Raw genomic sequence first — 18,498 nt, 5'->3', positions numbered from 1 at the left:
ATGTCCGGTTTATGCGGGGCATAAGGCCCTAGGTATGGCCGGATTCAACTGTTTGGAACACGGCCGTTAACCGTGCTGGAATCAATGAACTAGCTAGTAGCACCGCCGAGAGGTTGTTGGTCGAGTGAGGCGAAGCAATTCGAGCCCCGCGGAGGAACCCGCGCGCGGCAACTTCACCCCGCCGCCGCGCGCGGGGGCGTCCTTCGACGTGCCCGTTGACGCGCCCGTCGGCGGTGGCAGCACCAGCAGGTTCGCGCCCCGCAACTGGCGCGTGCCGACCAAGCTGAACGCCATCCTGCTCGTCCCGGTCCTCGTCGGCCTGGTCATGGGCGGCTTCCAGGTGAAGGGTTCGGTCGACACCTGGAACGAGGCCAAGGACGCCGAGAAGACGGCCCGCATCGTCCAGGCAGCGGCCGAATACGGCCAAGCGCTGCTGAACGAGCGCGACCTCACCGCCGAGCCCCTCCTCAAGGGGGACCGCGGCAGCGACGTGGTCACCAAGGCGTACGCGGCGACCGACACGGCCAAGGCGAAGTTCGCCGAGGCCGTCAAGGGCATGCCGAAGAAGCAGAGCCTCGAACGCCGCCTCCAGCTCATCCAGGAGGAAGAGCCCAAGCTCGACGCCATCCGCAAGACCGCGTACTCCGCTCCGGAGACCGCGAAGAAGGACCTCCCCAAGTCGGCCGGGCCCATCCCGACCGAAGAGGGCTACGTCCTGGTGCAGCACAACCTCATGTCGTTCTCCAACGAACTGGGTCTGGGCACCGGAAACATCACGAGCTACGGCCGCATGGTCTACGCGATCGAGCTGGCCAAGGCCGCGAACTCGCTCCAGCGCTCGGTCGGCACCCACCTCCTGGTCCGCCCGAACGAGAGCGAGGAGATCCGCAAGGCCCAGCTGGTCGCCTTCTCCTCCTACGCCTACCTCGAGGACATCGCGATCGGCGAGTACGTCTCCGCCGGTACCGAGGAGGACACGGACAAGCTCAAGGCGGTCATGGGCAAGCGGGCCACCGCGGGCGCCAACAAGCTCGCCGAGGCCCAGAACCAGGCCCAGCAGTCCGGGACGCCCTTCAAGGCCCCGCCGCTCGTCAACGGCTCCGCCCTGACGGGCATGACCGAGGCGATAGCCGGCGGCGACAAGAACACCAAGCTCGCCGCGGGCGGTACCACCCCGCTGGCCTGGCAGGCCGCCTCCACCGCCAAGTTCGACGGCTACGCCGAGGTCGAGAAGGACCTGCTCGACAAGGCCGTCAGCGACACCATCGTCATCTCCGACGACGCCCGCAACGCCGCCATCACCAACGGCGCCATCGTCGTCGTGGCCCTGCTGGCCGCCTTCATCCTGGCCGGCATGATGGCCCGCCAGATGGGCCGCTCCATGCGCCGCCTGCGCAGCGCGGCCTTCGACGTCGCCGAGCAGCGCCTGCCGATGCTCGTCGACCAGCTCTCGCGCACCGACCCCGGCAAGGTCGACACCCGCGTCGTGCCGATCCCGATCGACTCCCAGGACGAGATCGGCGAGGTCGCCCGCGCCTTCGACCAGGTCCACCGCGAAGCCGTCCGGCTCGCCGCCGAGCAGGCCCTGCTGCGGGGCAACGTCAACGCGATCTTCACGAACCTCTCCATGCGCAACCAGTCGCTGATCGAGGGCCAGCTGACCCTCATCACCGACCTGGAGAACAACGAGGCCGACCCGGACCAGCTGGAGAACCTCTTCCGACTGGACCACCTGGCCACCCGTATGCGCCGCAACGGCGAGAACCTCCTCATCCTCGCGGGTGAGGAACCGGGCCGCCGCTGGGACCAGCCGGTCCCGCTGGTCGACGTCCTGCGCGCCGCCTCCTCCGAGGTGGAGCAGTACGAGCGCATCGAGCTGTCGGGCGTCTCCGAGGCCGAGATCCACGGCCAGGCCGTGACCGACCTCGTGCACCTGCTCGCCGAGCTGCTGGAGAACGCCACCACCTTCTCCTCCCCGCAGACGAAGGTCCGCGTCAACGCGACCCGCCTGCCCGACGGCCGCGTCATGGTCGAGATCCACGACAAGGGCATCGGCCTCACCGCCGAGGACTTCGCGGACATCAACCACAAGCTGGCCAACCCGCCGACCGTGGACGCCGCGATCTCGCAGCGCATGGGTCTGTTCGTGGTCGGGCGGCTGTCGGACCGGCACGGCATCCGGGTACAGCTGCGCCCCTCGGGCGAGCAGGCCGGTACGACCTCGCTGGTCATGCTCCCGGACGCGATCACCCATGGTGGTGGTGGCGAGGGCATACCCGACGACGACTTCACCGTCTCGCAGATGATCCCGGAGCAGCACCAGCTCCAGCAGAGCGCACCGCTGCGCACGGCCGCCGAGCTCGGCTTCGACGACTCGCAGTACGACCGCCGACCGGCCCCCGAGGGCGGCCCGGACGGCGCCCCGCGCGAGCTGGACTCGGTCAACCGCTCACTGGGACGCGACGAGCGCCGGGCCGCGCTGGAGGCCCAGGTCGGCTTCCCGCAGGAGCAACAGCAGGCGCAGCCCTCGCAGCAGGCGTATGCGGAACCCCAGCCGGAACACGGCTACCAGCAGTACCAGGGGTACGAGCAGCAGCCCGAGCAGAGCTACGAGCCTGCCGCCTACGACGCCCAGGGCACCCCCGACGGCTACCCCCAGCAGGCCGGCTACGCGCCGTACCAGCAGGACGGTTACGCCTATCCGGAAGACGGGTACCAGGACAACCAGCAGGGCGAACAGCCCTACGCGGGTGGCTACGATGCCCAGTCCCACCAGGCGGAGTGGCCGGAACAGAACACCTATCCGGCCGCCTACCAGCAGGATTACGGGACCGAATCGGAATCACCGGCCGGTGCCGAACCCGCCCCGGAGCGCGTAGGCTTCGACCGTCCGGACACCGCTGCCGACACCGGTCACACACTGACCGGAGCAGGCCTGCCGCGTCGCGGCAGCCAGCAGCAGTGGCAGCCGGCACAGAAGGAAACGGAGTCCACCGGATCCCTCTTCGAGGGGCGGCAGCAGCGACAGCAGCAGGCCGCCGAAACGGAGACGGCCCCGGAGGAAGCACCCGGCCCCGACTCCTGGCGCTCGCGCAATGACGAGCGTTGGCAGCAGGCCGGAAAGCTCCGTGAGCCGAAGGCGGGCGGGGTCACCCCGTCCGGTCTCCCTCGGCGGGTGCCCAAGGCCAACCTGGTCGAGGGCGCGGCGGAATCGACTCCGCAGGGCGGCCCACAGGTCTCCCGCGCACCGGAGGACGTCCGCGGCAGGTTGAGCAACCTGCGCCGCGGCGTCCAACAGGGACGCACCGCGGGTTCGGAGCAGTCAAGTAACAGCTATGACCAGGAGCGTTAGTGTGAGCCCGATGAGCCAGGCGGCACAGAACCTGAACTGGTTGATCACGAACTTCGTGGACAACACCCCCGGGGTGTCCCACACGGTGGTGGTCTCCGCCGACGGCCTGCTTCTGGCCATGTCGGAAGGCTTCCCGCGGGACCGCGCCGACCAGCTGGCGGCCGTGGCCTCCGGACTGACCTCGCTGACCGCGGGTGCCTCGCGCATCTTCGAAGGCGGCGCCGTCAACCAGACGGTGGTGGAGATGGACCGCGGGTTCCTCTTCCTCATGTCGGTGTCCGACGGATCCTCCCTCGCGGTGCTCGCGCACCCCGAGTGCGACATCGGTCTGGTGGGCTACGAGATGGCCCTGCTCGTGGATCGCGCGGGCAGCGTCCTCACTCCGGACCTGCGTGCGGAGCTGCAGGGCAGTCTTCTCAACTAGCAGACAGGCAGTGCGTTTCGCGCCATCGCACCATAGGGTGCGGTGGCGCGGTTCCACAGGGAGTACTGCGTTCTTGGAGTCGGAGGAGGAAACGTGACAACACCCCACGGAGGACATCCTTATGGCGGCGCGCAGCAGCCGCAGGGTGGGCACGACCAGAACCGCTTCAACTTCCCTTCCACTCCCAGCCGGCCCGTGCCGGAGCACCAGCCCTACCCCCAGCAGCCCTACGGACAGCCCTCGCAGGCTCCGCAGCGGCAGCAGCCGTACACGCCCCCGCAGCACCAGCAGCACCAGCAGCCGCAGCGGCCTTCGCAGCCGCCGGCCCCCAAGGCGCACAACCCGCTGGTGCGTCCGTACGCCATGACCGGCGGCCGGACCCGGCCCCGCTACCAGCTCGCCATCGAGGCACTGGTCAGCACCACGGCCGACCCCTCGCGCCTGCAAGGGCAGTTGCCCGAGCACCAGCGCATCTGCCGACTCTGCATCGAGATCAAGTCGGTCGCCGAGATCTCGGCCCTGCTCTCCATTCCCCTCGGCGTCGCCCGAATCCTCGTCGCCGACCTGGCGGAGGCGGGCCTTGTCGCCATCCATCAGCCCGGCGGGGACGAATCCGCCGGCGGTCAGCCAGACGTGACACTGCTCGAAAGGGTGCTCAGTGGACTTCGCAAGCTCTAGCGGCGGTGGCGGAGCGACTCGCTCCACCACTTCCGCGAAGATCGTGGTGGCGGGTGGCTTCGGCGTGGGCAAGACCACGTTCGTGGGCGCCGTCTCCGAGATCAACCCGCTGCGCACCGAAGCCGTGATGACGTCCGCTTCCGCGGGGATCGACGATCTCACCCACACCGGGGACAAGACGACCACCACGGTCGCCATGGACTTCGGCCGCATCACCCTGGACCAGGACCTGATCCTGTACCTCTTCGGCACCCCCGGGCAGGACCGCTTCTGGTTCATGTGGGACGACCTCGTGCGCGGCGCCATCGGCGCCGTCGTCCTCGTGGACACCCGCCGTCTCGCCGACTGCTTCCCCGCCGTCGACTACTTCGAGAACAGCGGCCTCCCCTTCGTGATCGCCCTGAACGGTTTCGACGGGCACCAGCCGTACACCCCCGAAGAGGTCCGCGAGGCCCTGCAGATCGGACCCGACGCACCGATCATCACCACCGACGCCCGCCACCGCGGCGACGCCAAGAGTGCCCTGATCACTCTCGTCGAGCACGCGCTGATGGCCCGCCTGCGGTAGCCACCGCAGGACAGCGAAAGGCCCCCCGCACTCGGAAGAGTGCGGGGGGCCTTTCGTGTGGTGCGAGGTGCGCGGTGCGGGCCGCGGGGTGCGCGGCCCGCCGGGGCGCGTGCCTAGCCCTGCCAGCTGTGCGGGGCGCGGAAGCCCGGGGTGCGCTCCAGGCGGCGCCATCCGGCGGTGGAGCCGGTGGTGCGGACCGGGCCGGCCTCGGAGGTGGCGGCGGCGCGGGCGAGCAGGATCGCGGTGATCGCGGCCAGCTCCTCGGGCTCGGCGTGGCCCTTTTCGACGCGCAGCAGGGTGCCGGTGCTGATGCTCATGGGTGGCAGGTCTCCTTCACTTCTTACTGCGGCGGGTTGCCGTGCTTGCGCGACGGCAGGTCGGCGTGCTTGTTGCGGAGCATCGAGAGCGCGGCCACGAGGGTCTCGCGGGTCTCGGCGGGGTCGATGACGTCGTCGACGAGACCGCGTTCGGCCGCGTAGTACGGGTGCATCAGCTCGGACTTGTACTCCTTGACCATCCGCGCGCGCATCGCCTCGGGGTCCTCGGCGTCCGCGATCTGCTTGCGGAAGATCACGTTGGCGGCGCCCTCGGCGCCCATCACGGCGATCTCGTTGGTCGGCCACGCGTACGTGATGTCGGCGCCGATGGACTGCGAGTCCATGACGATGTAGGCGCCGCCGTACGCCTTGCGCAGGATGAGCGAGATCCGCGGCACCGTCGCGTTGCAGTACGCGTACAGCAGCTTCGCACCGTGCCGGATGATCCCGCCGTGCTCCTGGTCCACGCCCGGCAGGAAGCCGGGCACGTCCAGCAGCGTGATGATCGGGATGTTGAAGGCGTCGCACAGCTGCACGAACCGTGCGGCCTTCTCCGACGCGTGGATGTCCAGCACGCCGGCGAGGTGACCGGGCTGGTTGGCGACGATGCCGACGACCTGGCCGTCCATCCGCGCCAGCGCGCAGATGATGTTGCGGGCCCAGCGCTCGTGGATCTCCAGGACGTCGCCTTCGTCGACGAGCTCCTCGATGACCTTGAGCATGTCGTACGGACGGTTGCCGTCCGCCGGCACCAGGTCCAGCAGCACGTCGGAGCGGCGGTCGGCCGGGTCCGTGCTCTCGTGGACCGGCGGGTTCTCCCGGTTGTTCGAGGGCAGCATCGAGATCAGGTAGCGGACCTCGGCGATGCAGGTCTCCTCGTCGTCGTACGCGAAGTGCGCGACGCCCGAGGTCTCCGCGTGCACGTCGGCGCCGCCCAGACCGTTCTGCGAGATCTCCTCGCCGGTCACCGCGCGGACCACGTCCGGGCCGGTGATGAACATCTGCGAGGTGTCGCGGACCATGAAGACGAAGTCGGTCAGCGCCGGCGAGTACGCCGCGCCGCCCGCGCACGGGCCCAGCATCACCGAGATCTGCGGGATCACGCCGGAGGCCCTGGTGTTGCGCTGGAAGATGCCGCCGTAGCCGGCGAGCGCCGAGACGCCCTCCTGGATACGGGCCCCCGCGCCGTCGTTCAGCGAGACCAGCGGAGCACCCGCCGCGATCGCCATGTCCATGATCTTGTGGATCTTCGTCGCGTGGGCCTCGCCCAGCGCGCCGCCGAAGATGCGGAAGTCATGGGCGTAGACGAAGACCGTCCGGCCCTCGACCGTGCCCCAGCCCGTGATCACACCGTCGGTGTAGGGCTTCTTCGACTCCAGGCCGAAGCCCGTCGCACGGTGGCGACGCAGCTGCTCGACCTCCTTGAAGGACCCTTCGTCGAGCAGGAGCGCGATCCGCTCCCGCGCCGTCAGCTTGCCCTTGGCATGCTGCGCCTCGGTCGCACGGTCGCTGGGTCCGCGCCGCGCCTGCTCCCGCAGGTCGTGCAGCTCGGCCACCCGGCCACGTGCGTCCGTGGGCTCGCTCGAAGTCTGGTCCACAACGGTCATGTACCGACCTTACGAAGCGGACCGCCGAAAACCCTCCGTTGGTTCCGCACAGTCTCCGGCCCGATCCGCTGTCCGGCCCGGACAGATGGCGTGCGTCATGCGAGGACTCCACCAGTTGGGACCTTCGTCCTTTGTGGTGTCCCTACAAAGGAGCGCGACACGACGCAGAGATGTTGAAATTTGAACGGAATGGGCCTAACGTCAATCTCGTTGAAGCTTAAACAACAAGCCTCAACGAGAAGCGCTCCCACCGGGCGCCAGAACCGAGGAGTGAGTCATGGGAATCTTCACCCGCCGCAGCCAGAACACCGCCCCCGCCGGTACGTCGACCGGATCCACCGCGGTCGCCACGCTGGACGTGGACCCGGCACTGGCCGCGCTCACCGGTGACTACGTCATCGACGCCGCCCACAGCCGCATCGGCTTCACCGTCCGCCACGCCATGGTGACCAACGTCCGCGGCACCTTCGCCGACCACGAGGGCACCCTGCACCTGGACGGCGCCGACCCCGCGCGCTCCACGGCCTCCATCGACGTGCGGATCGCCTCCGTCGACACCGGGATCGCCGACCGCGACGGCCACCTGCGCTCCGGAGACTTCTTCGACGCCGAGGCCTTCCCCCTGATGACCTTCCGCTCCACCGCGGCGGCCCCGCTGTCCGGCGACACCTACCGCATCACCGGCGAGCTGACGATCAAGGACGTCACCCGGCCGCTCTCCATCGACCTGGAGTTCGGCGGATCCGCCAAGGACGTCTACGGCAACGAGCGCGTGGGCTTCGAGGGGTCCGCCGAGATCCTGCGCTCCGACTGGGGCCTGACCTGGAACGCCGCCCTGGAGGCCGGTGGCGTGATGGTGAGCGACAAGGTGAAGCTGACCTTCGACATCTCCGCGATCAAGCAGGGCTGATGCCGCGGGCGGCCGCGCGCGAGGGGTGGGGGCGGGGGCGGGCCGATCGGCCCGGCCCCCCGCCCACCAGGACCTCCTAGAAGTCCCCGCCGCCGAAGCCGCCGCCCCCGTCGAAACCGCCGCCCCCACCGAAGTCGCCCCCGCCGAAGTCGGAGGGGTTGAAGTCGGCGCCGGAGACGTCCCCGCCGTCGAAACCGCCGCCGCCCATGTCGGAGGCGTAGGCGGGACCCGACATCATCATCGAGCCGAGCATCGTGCCCATGAGCAGCCCGGGCAGCATGCCGCCGCCGAAGTATCCGCCGGCCCAGGGACCGTACGCCGGGCCGGCGTCGTAGTACGGGCGCGGGCCGTGCTCCGTGTCGACCGTACGGACCGCCGGGTCCTGGCCGTCGCGCAGCCGGACGGCGTCCGCCGCGCAGACCGGGACGGTCCGGGGCGCCCCGCCCGCCGGGGCCCAGTCGGCGTCCGCGGTGCTGGGTCCGTGGCGCGGGTCGAAGAAACAGGGCGCCCGACGCTCGGGCACGGGCCTGCCCTGCCGGCGCGCGTCCAGCGAGGCCAGTGCGTACCGGCCGTCCTCCAGCGCCTGGGTCACGCCCTGCACCTCTTCGGGGTGCTGCACCGAGGCCATGATCTGCTTGGCCTTCTCGTACGAGTCGAGCCCCTGCTCGTAGTCCTTGCGCATCGCGTCGTCGGCCCCGGGCTCACCGGGGTGGAAGTCCAGCCGGTCCAGCTCCTCGCCGAAGGCCGTGATGTCCTCGTCGACGACCACGGAGAGCTTGCGGATGGCCTCGCGCTCCGCCTCTTCCTTCTTCTTGCGGCTGCGGCGCACCAGTGCGTACGCGCCACCGCCGCCCACGAGGGCCACCGCGCCCAGGCCGATCAGCGCTCCGGAGCCGCCGCCGTCGTCCGAGCCGCCGCCCCAGGAGGCCGGGGCGCGGCCCTTGGTCTGGGACAGGGCCTGGTCGACGAAGTTGTCGAGCTGGGTGGCCGCGTCGACGGGACCGCCCGCCTTGACGGCGTCGGTGAGGTTGCGGACCGAGTTGGCCGGCAGGACCGTGCGGTCGGCCGCGGCGTTGAAGCCGTCGCCGAGCCGGATCGCGTAGAGCCCCGTGATGCCGGTCTCGGTGCGGATCGTGCGCAGCACGCTGGCGGCGGGGAACTCGGCGGTGGCGGGCAGCACCGCGACGAACACGGGCTTGCCGGCGTCCTTGATCTTCTTCGCCAGGGCGTCCGCCCGGTCCTTGGGGAGCTGCGCCTCGGCGCGGGGGTCGACGTAGACCGGGCCCTTCTTGAGGGCCTCCGCCACGGCTGCGGGTCCGGTGGCCGCGGCCGCCTGTGGCGCGGCCACGAGGGCGGTCGCGGACAGGGCCAGCAGCAGGCCGGAGAGTACGGATATCAGCCTGGTCCTCATGGTCACGACGGTACCGGAACCGGTCGTTTCCTGTGTGAGTGGGACATAAGCCCCCCGGGGGTCCGTCCACGGACCCCCGGTCGGCCGTCCGCCGGACCTACTCCGCGGGCTCCACGCCCGCGTGCAGCAGGCCGTAGGTGAAGGCGTCCTCCAGTGCCTGCCAGGACGCCGCGATCACGTTCGTGCCCACGCCCACCGTGGACCACTCGCGGTGGCCGTCGGTGGTGGCGATCAGCACCCGGGTCGTGGAGTCCGTGCCGTGCTTGCCCTCCAGGATGCGGACCTTGTAGTCGATCAGCTCGAACTTGGCGAGCTGCGGGTAGAAGCGCTCCAGCGCCCCCCGCAGGGCCCGGTCGAGGGCGTTGACCGGGCCGTTGCCCTCCGCGGTGGCGACGATCCGCTCGCCCTTGGCCCACAGCTTCACCGTGGCCTCGTTGGCGTGCGTGCCGTCGGGGCGGTCCTCGACGATCGCGCGCCAGGACTCCGTACGGAAGTACTTGCGCGCGCGGCCCTCGACCTCGGCCCGCAACAGCAGCTCGAAGGAGGCGTCGGCGGCCTCGAAGGTGTAGCCGGCCAGCTCGCGCTCCTTGACCCGCTCGACCACCCGCGAGATCAGCGCGCGGTCCCCGCCGAGGTCGACGCCCAGCTCCTTGCCCTTGAGCTCGATCGAGGCGCGCCCGGCCATGTCGGAGACCAGCATCCGCATGGTGTTGCCGACCCGCTCGGGGTCGATGTGCTGGTAGAGGTCCGGGTCCACCTTGATCGCCGAGGCGTGCAGGCCCGCCTTGTGCGCGAAGGCCGAGACGCCGACGTAGGGCTGGTGGGTGGAGGGCGTGAGGTTGACGACCTCGGCGATGGCGTGCGAGATCCGGGTCATCTCGGCCAGCGCGCCCTCGGGGAGCACGGTGCGGCCGTACTTGATCTCCAGCGCGGCCACCACCGGGAAGAGGTTGGCGTTGCCGACCCGCTCGCCGTAGCCGTTGGCCGTGCACTGCACGTGGGTGGCGCCCGCGTCGACGGCGGCCAGCGTGTTGGCGACCGCGCAGCCCGTGTCGTCCTGGGCGTGGATGCCCAGGCGCGCGCCGGTGTCGGCGAGGACGGTGGCGACGACGGCGCTCACCTGGGCGGGCAGCATGCCGCCGTTGGTGTCGCAGAGGATGACCACGTCCGCACCGGCCTCGTGGGCGGCGCGCACGACCGCTTTGGCGTAGGCGGCGTTCGCGCGGTATCCGTCGAAGAAGTGCTCGCAGTCGACGAATACCCGCCGGCCCTGCTCGCGCAGGTAGGAGACGGTGTCGCGGACCATGGCGAGGTTCTCGTCCAAGGTGGTGCGCAGGGCGAGCTCGACGTGCCGGTCGTGCGACTTGGCCACCAGGGTGATGACCGGGGCGCCCGACTCCAGCAGGGCGCGGACCTGCGGGTCCTCGGCGGCCGAGCCGCCCGCGCGCCGGGTCGCGCCGAAGGCGACCAGCTGGGCGTGCTTGAAGTCGATCTCACTGCGGGCGCGGGCGAAGAACTCGGTGTCGCGCGGGTTGGCGCCGGGCCAGCCGCCTTCGATGAAGCCCACGCCGAAGTCGTCCAGGTGCCGGGCGATCGTCAGCTTGTCCGCGACGGTGAGGTTGATGCCCTCGCGCTGCGCGCCGTCGCGCAGGGTGGTGTCGAAGACGTGGAAGCCGTCGTCGAGGACCGCGCTCGCCGCTGTCGCCTCTGTCGTCGTCATGCTGATCTGACTCCTGTCGGATGAGTGGCTCCGGATGCCCGCCCGAGGGAAGGCCGCCGTCGCTTGCCCCCATCATCGCGCGCGGTCCGCTCCCGGCAGGAATGGGGCCGGGAAACGAAAAAACCCCTCGCGGGTGCGAGAGGTCTGCGCGCGGGTCTGAGGCACGATGCCGCTGCCGCGAAGTTCTTCCACGGTGTCAGCGGTCACTGCGGACCGGCGCGCTGCTGCCGATAATCATGGGCTGAGCAAGCACGTCCGCAGTCTGCCACACGGTCCGCCCCGCGAGCGGGCCGTCTCACGATCCGGTCGAACGGGTGTCCGCGGGTCGGTGGGGGGCGGCGACGAGCGCCTCGTCGAGGAACTCCCCGACGTGCGTCAGGATGTCCTCGCGCCCGATCCCGGGCAGGCCCACGGCCAGTTGGATGCTGAACCCGTCCAGCAGCGCCCGCAGCCGGGCCCCGAAGCGGTCGGCGTCCACCGGGCGGAACTCCCCGCGCGAGATGCCCTCGGCGAGCAGCGCCACCAGGTCGCGGTGCCAGGCGCCCTCGACGGCGGCCTGGCGGTCGCGTTCCTCGGGTCCGGCGTTCTGCGAACGGTTCCAGACCTCCATCCACAGGGTCCAGTGCGGGTCGCGGGCGCCGTCGGGCACGTACAGGTCGACGTACGCCTGGAGCCGCTCGCGGGCCGGGCCGCGGCGCGAGAGCAGGCCACGCCGCGTGTCACCGAGGGCGGACTCGCTCCACTCCAGGGTCTGCAGCAGGAGTTCGTCCTTGCTGCGGAAGTAGTAGAGGAGGTGGCCGCTGCTCATGCCGACCTGGCGGCCCAGACCGGCCATGGTCAGGCCCTCCAGACCGCACTCGGCGATCATGGCCATGGCGGCGACGAGCACGTCCTCGCGCGGCGGCGCGTTCTTGCGCGCGCGTACTCCTGGGGCCGCCATGGGCCACTCCTCACCGTCCGCCGCGGGTCATGCCTTCGGCTGCTGCTGGGTGATGCAGTGGATACCGCCACCCCCGGCGAAAATCGTACGCGCGTCAACCAGCTGCACGGTCCGCTCGGGGAACAGTGCGCGGAAGATCTCGGCGGCCTCCTCGTCGCGCGGGTCGTCGAAGGAGCACAGCACCACGCCGCCGTTGCACAGGTAGTGGTTGATGTAGGAGTAGTCCACCCACTCGCCGTCCTCCTCCAGCACGGTCGGCGCGGGGACCTCGACGACCTCCAGCCGGCGCCCGCGGGCATCGGTCTGGCCGCGCAGCAGGGCCGCGATCAGCTTGCAGCGCTCGTGGTCGGGGTGCGCGGGGTCGGGCTGGGTGTGCACCAGCACCACGCCCGGGCGGGCGAAGGCGGCGACGATGTCCACGTGGCCCTGGGTGCCGTAGGTGCCGTAGTCACCGGCGAGTCCGTAGGGCAGCCAGATCGCCTTGGTGGTGCCCAGGTGCGCGTGGACCTCCTGCTCGACCTGCTCCCGGGTCCAGTCGGGGTTGCGGCCCCGGCCCAGCTGCACGGTGTCGGTGAGCAGGACCGTACCCTCGCCGTCGACGTGGATCGCGCCGCCCTCGTTGACGAGCGGGGTGCTGTACGTCCGGGTGCCGGCGAGGTCGGAGACGTGCCGGGCGATCTTCGAGTCGTGCTCCCAGCGGGCCCACTCCTGGGCGCCCCAGCCGTTGAAGGTCCAGTCCACGGCCGCCAGCTCGCCCGCGTCGTTGGTGACGAAGGTCGGGCCGATGTCCCGCATCCAGGCGTCGTCCAGCTCGCGCTCCACCAGCTCGACGTCCTCCCCGACGACGGCGCGGGCGCTGTCGGCGTCGCCGGGCGCGACGACCAGGGTCACCGGTTCGAAGCCGCGCACGGCGCGGGCGACGGCGCCCCAGGCCCGGCGGGCCTCGGCCAGCTCCTGCTCGTTGGTGAAGGTCGGGTTGGGGCTGGGCCAGGCCATCCAGGTGCGCTCGTGCGGGGCCCACTCGGGGGGCATGCGGAAACCGGCGGAGGCGGGCGTGGCGTTCCGGGCGGGCGTGGCGGTCATGGCGGAAGGTCCTTCCGGGCTGCGGGACGTAGGGGTCAGCTGCACGTCGATCCACCACCGTGCGCGTCGATGGATTAGAGCATCACTCTAACTCTTCATTTCTCTGCAATGAAGCATTGACCTGAGACCTGGGCTTAGGTCACATTGAATGGCGCTCAAACATTGCGTTGCCGCCCCCCGCCCTGCCAAGGGAGTCCCCCCATGCCCATCGAACAGCGCGGAGTCGACACCATTCCGGAGGAGGAGCGAACGAGCGGTCCCCGTGACCTGATCTCGATCCTCCTCGGGTCCAACCTGTGCCTCGGTGTGATCGTCTTCGGCTGGCTGCCCCCGTCCTTCGGACTGGGCCTGTGGCCGTCGGTCACCGCCATCGTGACCGGCACCGTCGTCGGAATCGCCGTCACCGCGCCACTGGCGCTGGTCTCGCTGCGGACCGCGACCAACCTCTCCACCTCCAGCGGTGCCCAGTTCGGCGTCCGCGGGCGGCTCGTCGGCTCGGTCGTGGGCCTGCTGCTCTCGCTCGGCTACACCGCCCTGACGCTGTGGATCGGCGGCGACGTGATGGTGGGCGCCCTGTCCCGGCTCACCGGACTGCCGGACACCGGCGTCTCGCGGGCCGCGATGTACGGCGTGCTCGCCGCCTGCACCGTCGTGGGGGCCGTCTTCGGCTACCGGCTCCTGCTGCGCATGAGCAAGGTGCTCTCCGTCGCCATGGTGGTCCTGCTGGCGATCGGCGTCTTCGCCTACGCCCCCGACTTCACCACCGCCCCGGCGGAGGCCTCCTACCTCCTGGGCGGCTTCTGGCCGACCTGGCTGCTCGCCGCCGTGGCCGCCGGGCTCAGCGGCCCGGTCGCCTTCATCACCCTGCTCGGCGACTACACGCGCTACGTCTCCCCCCGCGCGCACAGCCCCCGCAAGGTGCTCCGGGCCACCGGCTTCGGCCTGCTGATCGGGCTGCTGATCCCGCAGCTGTTCGGCACCTACACCGCGCTCGCCGCGGGGGCGGGCTCCGACGACTACGCCGGGCCGCTCGTGGCCGCGTCGCCCTTCTGGTACCTGGTCCCGCTGCTCGCCGCCGCCGCGGCCGGCTCGGTCGGCAACGCCGGGCTGATGCTGTACTCCATGGGCCTGGACCTCGACGCGATCGTGCCCAGGGCCACCCGCACCCGGGCCACCGTGATCGCCGCCGTCGTCGCCACCGCCTTCGTCTTCGTCGGCTCCTTCGAGTGGAACGTGCAGTCCGCGATGACGTCCTTCGTCCTGGTGCTGACCGCGCTCGGCACCCCGTGGGCCGTGATCACCCTGATCGGCTTCCTCCGGTGCCGGGGGCAGTACGACGCCGACGCGCTCCAGGTCTTCAACCGCCGTGCGGTGGGCGGGATCTACTGGTACCGCGGCGGCTGGAACCTGGCCGCCACCGCTTCCTGGGCCATCGGCGCGGGCGTCGGCCTGCTCGCCGTGAGCACCCCCTTCTACGAGGGCCCGCTGCTCGCGCTGACCGGCGGGGTGGACTGCTCCTTCATCTTCTCCGGCCTGGCCGGGGGCCTGGTCTACGCGGCGCTGACCGCCCGCGCCGAACCGGCCCGGGACCCGGCCGCCGCGGCCGCCGCCGCCGCCGAGGAGCTGGCCGGCGTCTGAGCCCCGTCCGGGTACGACGACGGCCCGCGCCCCCCGACGGAGGGGGCGCGGGCCGTCGTCGTACCGGCGGGGCGGGAGTGCCTAGCCCAGCGGGTGCATCCAGCCGTGCGTGTCGGCCGCGTGGCCGGTCTGGAGGTCCAGGAGCGCCTTGCGGAGCTTGAGGGTGACCTCACCGGGCTCGCCGTTGCCCTGGGTCCAGTCGGCGCGCTCGGACTTGACCGAGCCGACCGGGGTGATGACGGCGGCGGTGCCGCAGGCGAACACCTCGGTGAGGGTGCCGTTCTCGTTGTCGCGCTTCCAGTCCTCGGTGGTGATCCGGCCCTCTTCGGCGGTGTAGCCGAGGTCGCGGGCGATGGTGAGGAGGGAGTCGCGGGTGATGCCCGGCAGCAGCGAGCCGGTCAGCTCCGGGGTGACGATGCGGTCGCCGTACACGAAGTACAGGTTCATGCCGCCCATCTCCTCGATCCAGCGGTGCTCGATCGCATCGAGCCAGACCACCTGGTCGCAGCCGTGCGAGGCGGCCTGGGCCTGGGCCACGAGGGAGGCGGCGTAGTTGCCGCCGGTCTTCGCGTCGCCGGTGCCGCCCTTGACGGCGCGGACGTACTCCTCGGAGAGCCAGACGGAGACCGGCTTGACGCCACCGGGGAAGTAGGCGCCTGCCGGGGAGGCGATGACGATGAAGAGGAACTCGTTCGCCGGGCGGACGCCGAGGCCGACCTCGCTCGCGAACATGAACGGGCGCAGGTAGAGGGAGGCCTCGCCGGAGTCCGGCACCCAGGCGCGGTCCTGCTTGATGAGCGCGTCGCACGCCTCGATGAAGAGCTCGGTCGGCAGCTCCGGCATCGCCATGCGGCGGGCCGAGCGCTGGAACCGCTCGGCGTTGGCCTGCGGGCGGAAGGTGGAGACGGTGCCGTCGGGCTGCTGGTAGGCCTTGAGTCCCTCGAAGATCGTCTGCGCGTAGTGCAGCGTCATGTTGGCCGGGTCCATCGACAGCGGCGCGTAGGGAACCAGCTCGGCGTCGTGCCAGCCGCGCCCCTCGGTCCACTTGATCGTCACCATGTGATCGGTGAAGTGGCGGCCGAAGCCGGGGCTGGCCAGGATCGCCTCGCGCTCCGCGTCGGACAGGGGGTTCGAGGAGGGCTTCAGCTCGATCGTGGGCGTCGTCATGAGTGCTTGTCCTTCACCGGTTCGTAGGGCGGACCGCGCTCACGGCGTACTAGGACGTCCGAGCTTCCCCGCATTCCGCGGCCTCGCGTTCGATTATCGCGCGCGCGATGGCTCCGGTGAAACGGGGGTGTTGCGGCCCAGGGGAGATGGTGGCACCCGGGGCCGTGCAGGAAAAGCCGCCGGGTGCGGTGTGCCACCCGGCGGCTTCCTGGAAGTGGAGCTGCCGGGTCAGCCGGCTACTCGTGCGACGAGGGCGTCGCCGATCTGGTCCGTGCTGCGGAAGGTGCCGTCGCGCTCGGCCAGGTCGGCCGAGACCGCTTCCTCGATGCGGGCGGCCTGGGCCTCGTAGCCCAGGTGGCGCAGCAGGAGGGCGACGGAGAGGATCGTCGCGGTCGGGTCGGCCTTGCCGGTGCCCGCGATGTCCGGGGCCGAACCGTGGACGGGCTCGAACATGGACGGGAAGGCGCCGGTCGGGTTGATGTTCCCGGAGGCGGCCAGGCCGATCCCGCCGGTCACCGCGGCGGCCAGGTCGGTGAGGATGTCACCGAAGAGGTTGTCCGTGACGATCACGTCGAAGCGCTCGGGCTGCGTGACGAAGAAGATCGTCGCGGCGTCGACGTGCAGGTAGTCGGTGGTGACCTCGGGGTACTCCTTGCCGACCGTGTCGAAGATGTTCTTCCACAGGTGGCCGGCGAAGACGAGGACGTTGTTCTTGTGGACGAGCGTCAGCTTCTTGCGGGGGCGGGCGTTGGCGCGCTCGTACGCGTCACGCACCACGCGCTCCACACCGTAGGCGGTGTTGACGCTGACCTCGGTGGCCACCTCGGCGGGCGTACCGGTGCGCAGCGAGCCGCCGTTGCCGGTGTACGGGCCCTCGGTGCCTTCGCGGACGACGACGAAGTCGATGTCCGGACGGCCCGCCAGCGGAGTGGCGGTGTTGGGGAAGAGCTTCGACGGCCGCAGGTTGATGAAGTGGTCGAAGGCGAAGCGGAGCTTGAGCAGCAGCCCGCGCTCCAGCACGCCCGACGGGACCGACGGGTCGCCGATGGCGCCCAGGAGGATCGCGTCGTGCCCCTTGAGGGATTCGAGGTCCGCCTCCGGGAGGGTCTCACCGGTGCGGTGCCAGCGCTGGGCGCCGAGGTCGTATTCCTTGGTCTCCAGCTTCACGTCCTGGGGCAGGACCGCGGCAAGGACCTTGAGGCCCTGAGCCACGACTTCCTGGCCGATTCCGTCACCGGGGATCACTGCGAGATTGATGCTGGTCGCCATGTCGGAACCGTACTCCCAGTCCCAGCCCTCGACATGTCCCGTCCATCATGTGGACGGAACATGCCGTGAGCAGCAGATGGTCAGTGCCCGGTCGAGCCGCCGTTGTCACGGCGGTCGAGGGCGCGCTGGAGGGCGGCGGCGGCGTTCTTGCGGTCGGCGTCGGCGGGGCGGGAGCCGTGGCGGACGCGGCGGACGGCAGAGGTCTCGGACATGGTGATTCGACTCCTTGAGAAGAGGGGGGATCTTCAAGGCGCCGGAAGGGGCGGGGAACGGTGCGCCACAGGGGTTGCCTGTCTCGGGGCGCACGCTCTCGACCGCCATTCGCTGGATCAGCGAGACGTTCGGCTCCTACAAAGCTAGGCCAGCGCGCCCTGTATGTCTCCGCAATTACTCGGACTTCCTACTATCTGAGACGGCGAACCCACCGGAAGGAACCGTCCGGGCCCCTCCCGATCGGTCCGCTTCAGCCCTTCTCAGCCCTGAGTTCCCTGATCAGCGCCTTGACGGCCAGAGTGGAGGCGGATTCCGGCGTGGTGACGTATCCCACCCTCCGCACGGGCCCGCGCGGGCCGAGATCGACGATCTCCACGGCATCCGTGGCCTCGCGCAGCGACAGCTCGGGCATGATCGCCATCCCCGCCCCCCGGCCGACCATCGTCAGCACCATCGCGTCGTCCTCCGCCTTGACCGTGGCGCCGGGGATCCAGTCCTGGGCCCGCCACCACGCACGGGTGTAGGAGCCGCAGTTCTCGTCCCAGTCCAGCAGGGGCAGTGCGCGCGGGTTCGGGTGCCCGGCCGGGTGGACCAGGGCGTAAGCCTCCTCCACGAGCACCCCCGTCAGCAGCCCGGGCGGCATCTCGCCGGACCCGCCCAGCGTCGCGATGCCCAGGTCGGCGCGGCCCGCGGCCACCTCGCCCGCACTGCCGGCCCCCAGCTCGCGCACCACGCGCACCTCGGGGCGGATGCCGGGGTGCCGCGCGGTCAGTCGTTCCAGGGCCGGCGGCAGCAGGTGCAGGGCGGCGCTGCGGAAGGCGGTGACGCGCAACGGCCCCTCGATGCGGTCGGCCCCGGCGCCGCCCCCGGGGCCGCGCCCGGCGCCGCGCGCCTCGGCGGCCAGCACCTCGTACAACCGCAGGATCCGGCGGGCGTGGGCGACGGCGCTCTCCCCGGCGGGCGTGGGCCTGGCGCCCGTACGGCCCCGCTCGAAGAGGACGACGCCGAGCTTGGCCTCGCTGCCGCGGACCGAGTGGGAGACGGCGGACTGGGTGAGTCCGAGGCTCTGGGCGGCGGCCGAGAAGCCACCCGCCCCGGCGACCGCGACCAACACCCGGAGCTCCTGGGGCAACAGCTCCACGGGCCTCCCACCTCGTTCCATGAGCGTCGTTCATGGATGGCTCCCATCCATGAACGCAAC

General features: G+C 70.8%; 16 protein-coding genes. 6 read left to right on the top strand and 10 right to left on the bottom strand.

Annotation, left to right across the window (positions count from 1 at the left end; all coding sequences use genetic code 11):
• The first annotated feature begins 124 nt into the window (after nucleotides 1–124).
• From ACIQWR_RS03465 to ACIQWR_RS03450, 4 genes are all read left to right on the top strand, one after another.
• Nucleotides 125–3,352, top strand: coding sequence for a nitrate- and nitrite sensing domain-containing protein (locus ACIQWR_RS03465; protein WP_404004829.1), 3,228 nt, complete (start codon nucleotides 125–127; stop codon nucleotides 3,350–3,352).
• A gap of 10 nt (nucleotides 3,353–3,362) precedes the next feature.
• Entirely contained in the window at nucleotides 3,363–3,776 is a 414-nt protein-coding gene (locus tag ACIQWR_RS03460; protein WP_319722215.1) for a roadblock/LC7 domain-containing protein, read from the top strand.
• Nucleotides 3,777–3,869: 93 nt separating this feature from the next.
• Nucleotides 3,870–4,454, top strand: coding sequence for a DUF742 domain-containing protein (locus ACIQWR_RS03455; RefSeq protein ID WP_404004827.1), 585 nt, complete (start codon nucleotides 3,870–3,872; stop codon nucleotides 4,452–4,454).
• Complete coding sequence (locus ACIQWR_RS03450; protein WP_351048370.1) at nucleotides 4,435–5,022, top strand: ATP/GTP-binding protein; 588 nt, start codon at nucleotides 4,435–4,437, stop codon at nucleotides 5,020–5,022. The genes ACIQWR_RS03455 and ACIQWR_RS03450 overlap by 20 nt, the downstream gene beginning before the upstream one ends.
• Nucleotides 5,023–5,135: 113 nt before the next feature.
• Here ACIQWR_RS03450 and ACIQWR_RS03445 read toward each other — a convergent pair whose 3' ends face one another.
• A complete protein-coding gene (locus ACIQWR_RS03445; protein WP_404004825.1) occupies nucleotides 5,136–5,339 on the bottom strand; it encodes an acyl-CoA carboxylase subunit epsilon in 204 nt (67 codons plus the stop codon).
• Nucleotides 5,340–5,362: 23 nt separating this feature from the next.
• A complete protein-coding gene (locus tag ACIQWR_RS03440) occupies nucleotides 5,363–6,946 on the bottom strand; it encodes an acyl-CoA carboxylase subunit beta (RefSeq protein ID WP_404004823.1) in 1,584 nt (527 codons plus the stop codon).
• A gap of 277 nt (nucleotides 6,947–7,223) precedes the next feature.
• Here ACIQWR_RS03440 and ACIQWR_RS03435 point away from each other — a divergent pair, with 277 nt between their 5' ends.
• Nucleotides 7,224–7,856 (top strand): YceI family protein, encoded by a 633-nt coding sequence (locus tag ACIQWR_RS03435; RefSeq protein ID WP_404004821.1) that lies wholly within the window; start codon nucleotides 7,224–7,226, stop codon nucleotides 7,854–7,856.
• A gap of 76 nt (nucleotides 7,857–7,932) precedes the next feature.
• Here ACIQWR_RS03435 and ACIQWR_RS03430 read toward each other — a convergent pair whose 3' ends face one another.
• The 4 genes from ACIQWR_RS03430 to ACIQWR_RS03415 form a co-directional block, all read right to left on the bottom strand.
• Nucleotides 7,933–9,267 carry a hypothetical protein gene (locus tag ACIQWR_RS03430; protein WP_404004819.1) on the bottom strand — a complete coding sequence of 445 codons (1,335 nt, stop codon included), beginning with the start codon at nucleotides 9,265–9,267 and terminating at the stop codon, nucleotides 7,933–7,935.
• Nucleotides 9,268–9,364: 97 nt separating this feature from the next.
• The gene (gene cimA, locus ACIQWR_RS03425) at nucleotides 9,365–10,987 is read right to left on the bottom strand and encodes a citramalate synthase (RefSeq protein WP_404004817.1); all 1,623 of its coding nucleotides are present in this window, start codon (nucleotides 10,985–10,987) and stop codon (nucleotides 9,365–9,367) included.
• A 295-nt stretch (nucleotides 10,988–11,282) separates the two neighbouring features.
• Complete coding sequence (locus ACIQWR_RS03420) at nucleotides 11,283–11,927, bottom strand: TetR/AcrR family transcriptional regulator (protein WP_404004815.1); 645 nt, start codon at nucleotides 11,925–11,927, stop codon at nucleotides 11,283–11,285.
• A 27-nt stretch (nucleotides 11,928–11,954) separates the two neighbouring features.
• Nucleotides 11,955–13,010, bottom strand: a complete 1,056-nt coding sequence (locus ACIQWR_RS03415) for an agmatine/peptidylarginine deiminase (RefSeq protein ID WP_404004813.1) — start codon at nucleotides 13,008–13,010, stop codon at nucleotides 11,955–11,957.
• Nucleotides 13,011–13,211: 201 nt separating this feature from the next.
• On the opposite strand from ACIQWR_RS03415, the gene ACIQWR_RS03410 reads away from it, so the two are divergent.
• A complete protein-coding gene (locus tag ACIQWR_RS03410; protein ID WP_404004811.1) occupies nucleotides 13,212–14,648 on the top strand; it encodes a cytosine permease in 1,437 nt (478 codons plus the stop codon).
• An 81-nt stretch (nucleotides 14,649–14,729) separates the two neighbouring features.
• On the opposite strand, the gene ACIQWR_RS03405 is transcribed toward ACIQWR_RS03410, so the two are convergent.
• From ACIQWR_RS03405 to ACIQWR_RS03390, 4 genes are all read right to left on the bottom strand, one after another.
• Nucleotides 14,730–15,815 (bottom strand): branched-chain amino acid aminotransferase, encoded by a 1,086-nt coding sequence (locus ACIQWR_RS03405; protein WP_404004809.1) that lies wholly within the window; start codon nucleotides 15,813–15,815, stop codon nucleotides 14,730–14,732.
• A gap of 228 nt (nucleotides 15,816–16,043) precedes the next feature.
• Entirely contained in the window at nucleotides 16,044–17,084 is a 1,041-nt protein-coding gene (locus tag ACIQWR_RS03400) for a 3-isopropylmalate dehydrogenase (RefSeq protein ID WP_404004807.1), read from the bottom strand.
• Nucleotides 17,085–17,164: 80 nt separating this feature from the next.
• Nucleotides 17,165–17,296, bottom strand: coding sequence for a hypothetical protein (locus ACIQWR_RS03395; protein WP_351048405.1), 132 nt, complete (start codon nucleotides 17,294–17,296; stop codon nucleotides 17,165–17,167).
• Nucleotides 17,297–17,547: 251 nt separating this feature from the next.
• On the bottom strand, nucleotides 17,548–18,438 hold the full coding sequence (locus tag ACIQWR_RS03390; RefSeq protein ID WP_404004805.1) for a LysR family transcriptional regulator: 891 nt from the start codon (nucleotides 18,436–18,438) through the stop codon (nucleotides 17,548–17,550).
• Between the last annotated feature and the right edge of the window lie 60 nt (nucleotides 18,439–18,498).

It is taken from the genome of Streptomyces sp. NPDC098789, from assembly GCF_044759975.1.
GTDB lineage: Bacteria > Actinomycetota > Actinomycetes > Streptomycetales > Streptomycetaceae > Streptomyces.
The sequence above is the reverse complement of the archived record's forward strand: the minus strand, read 5'-3'. Positions and strand labels throughout refer to the sequence as shown.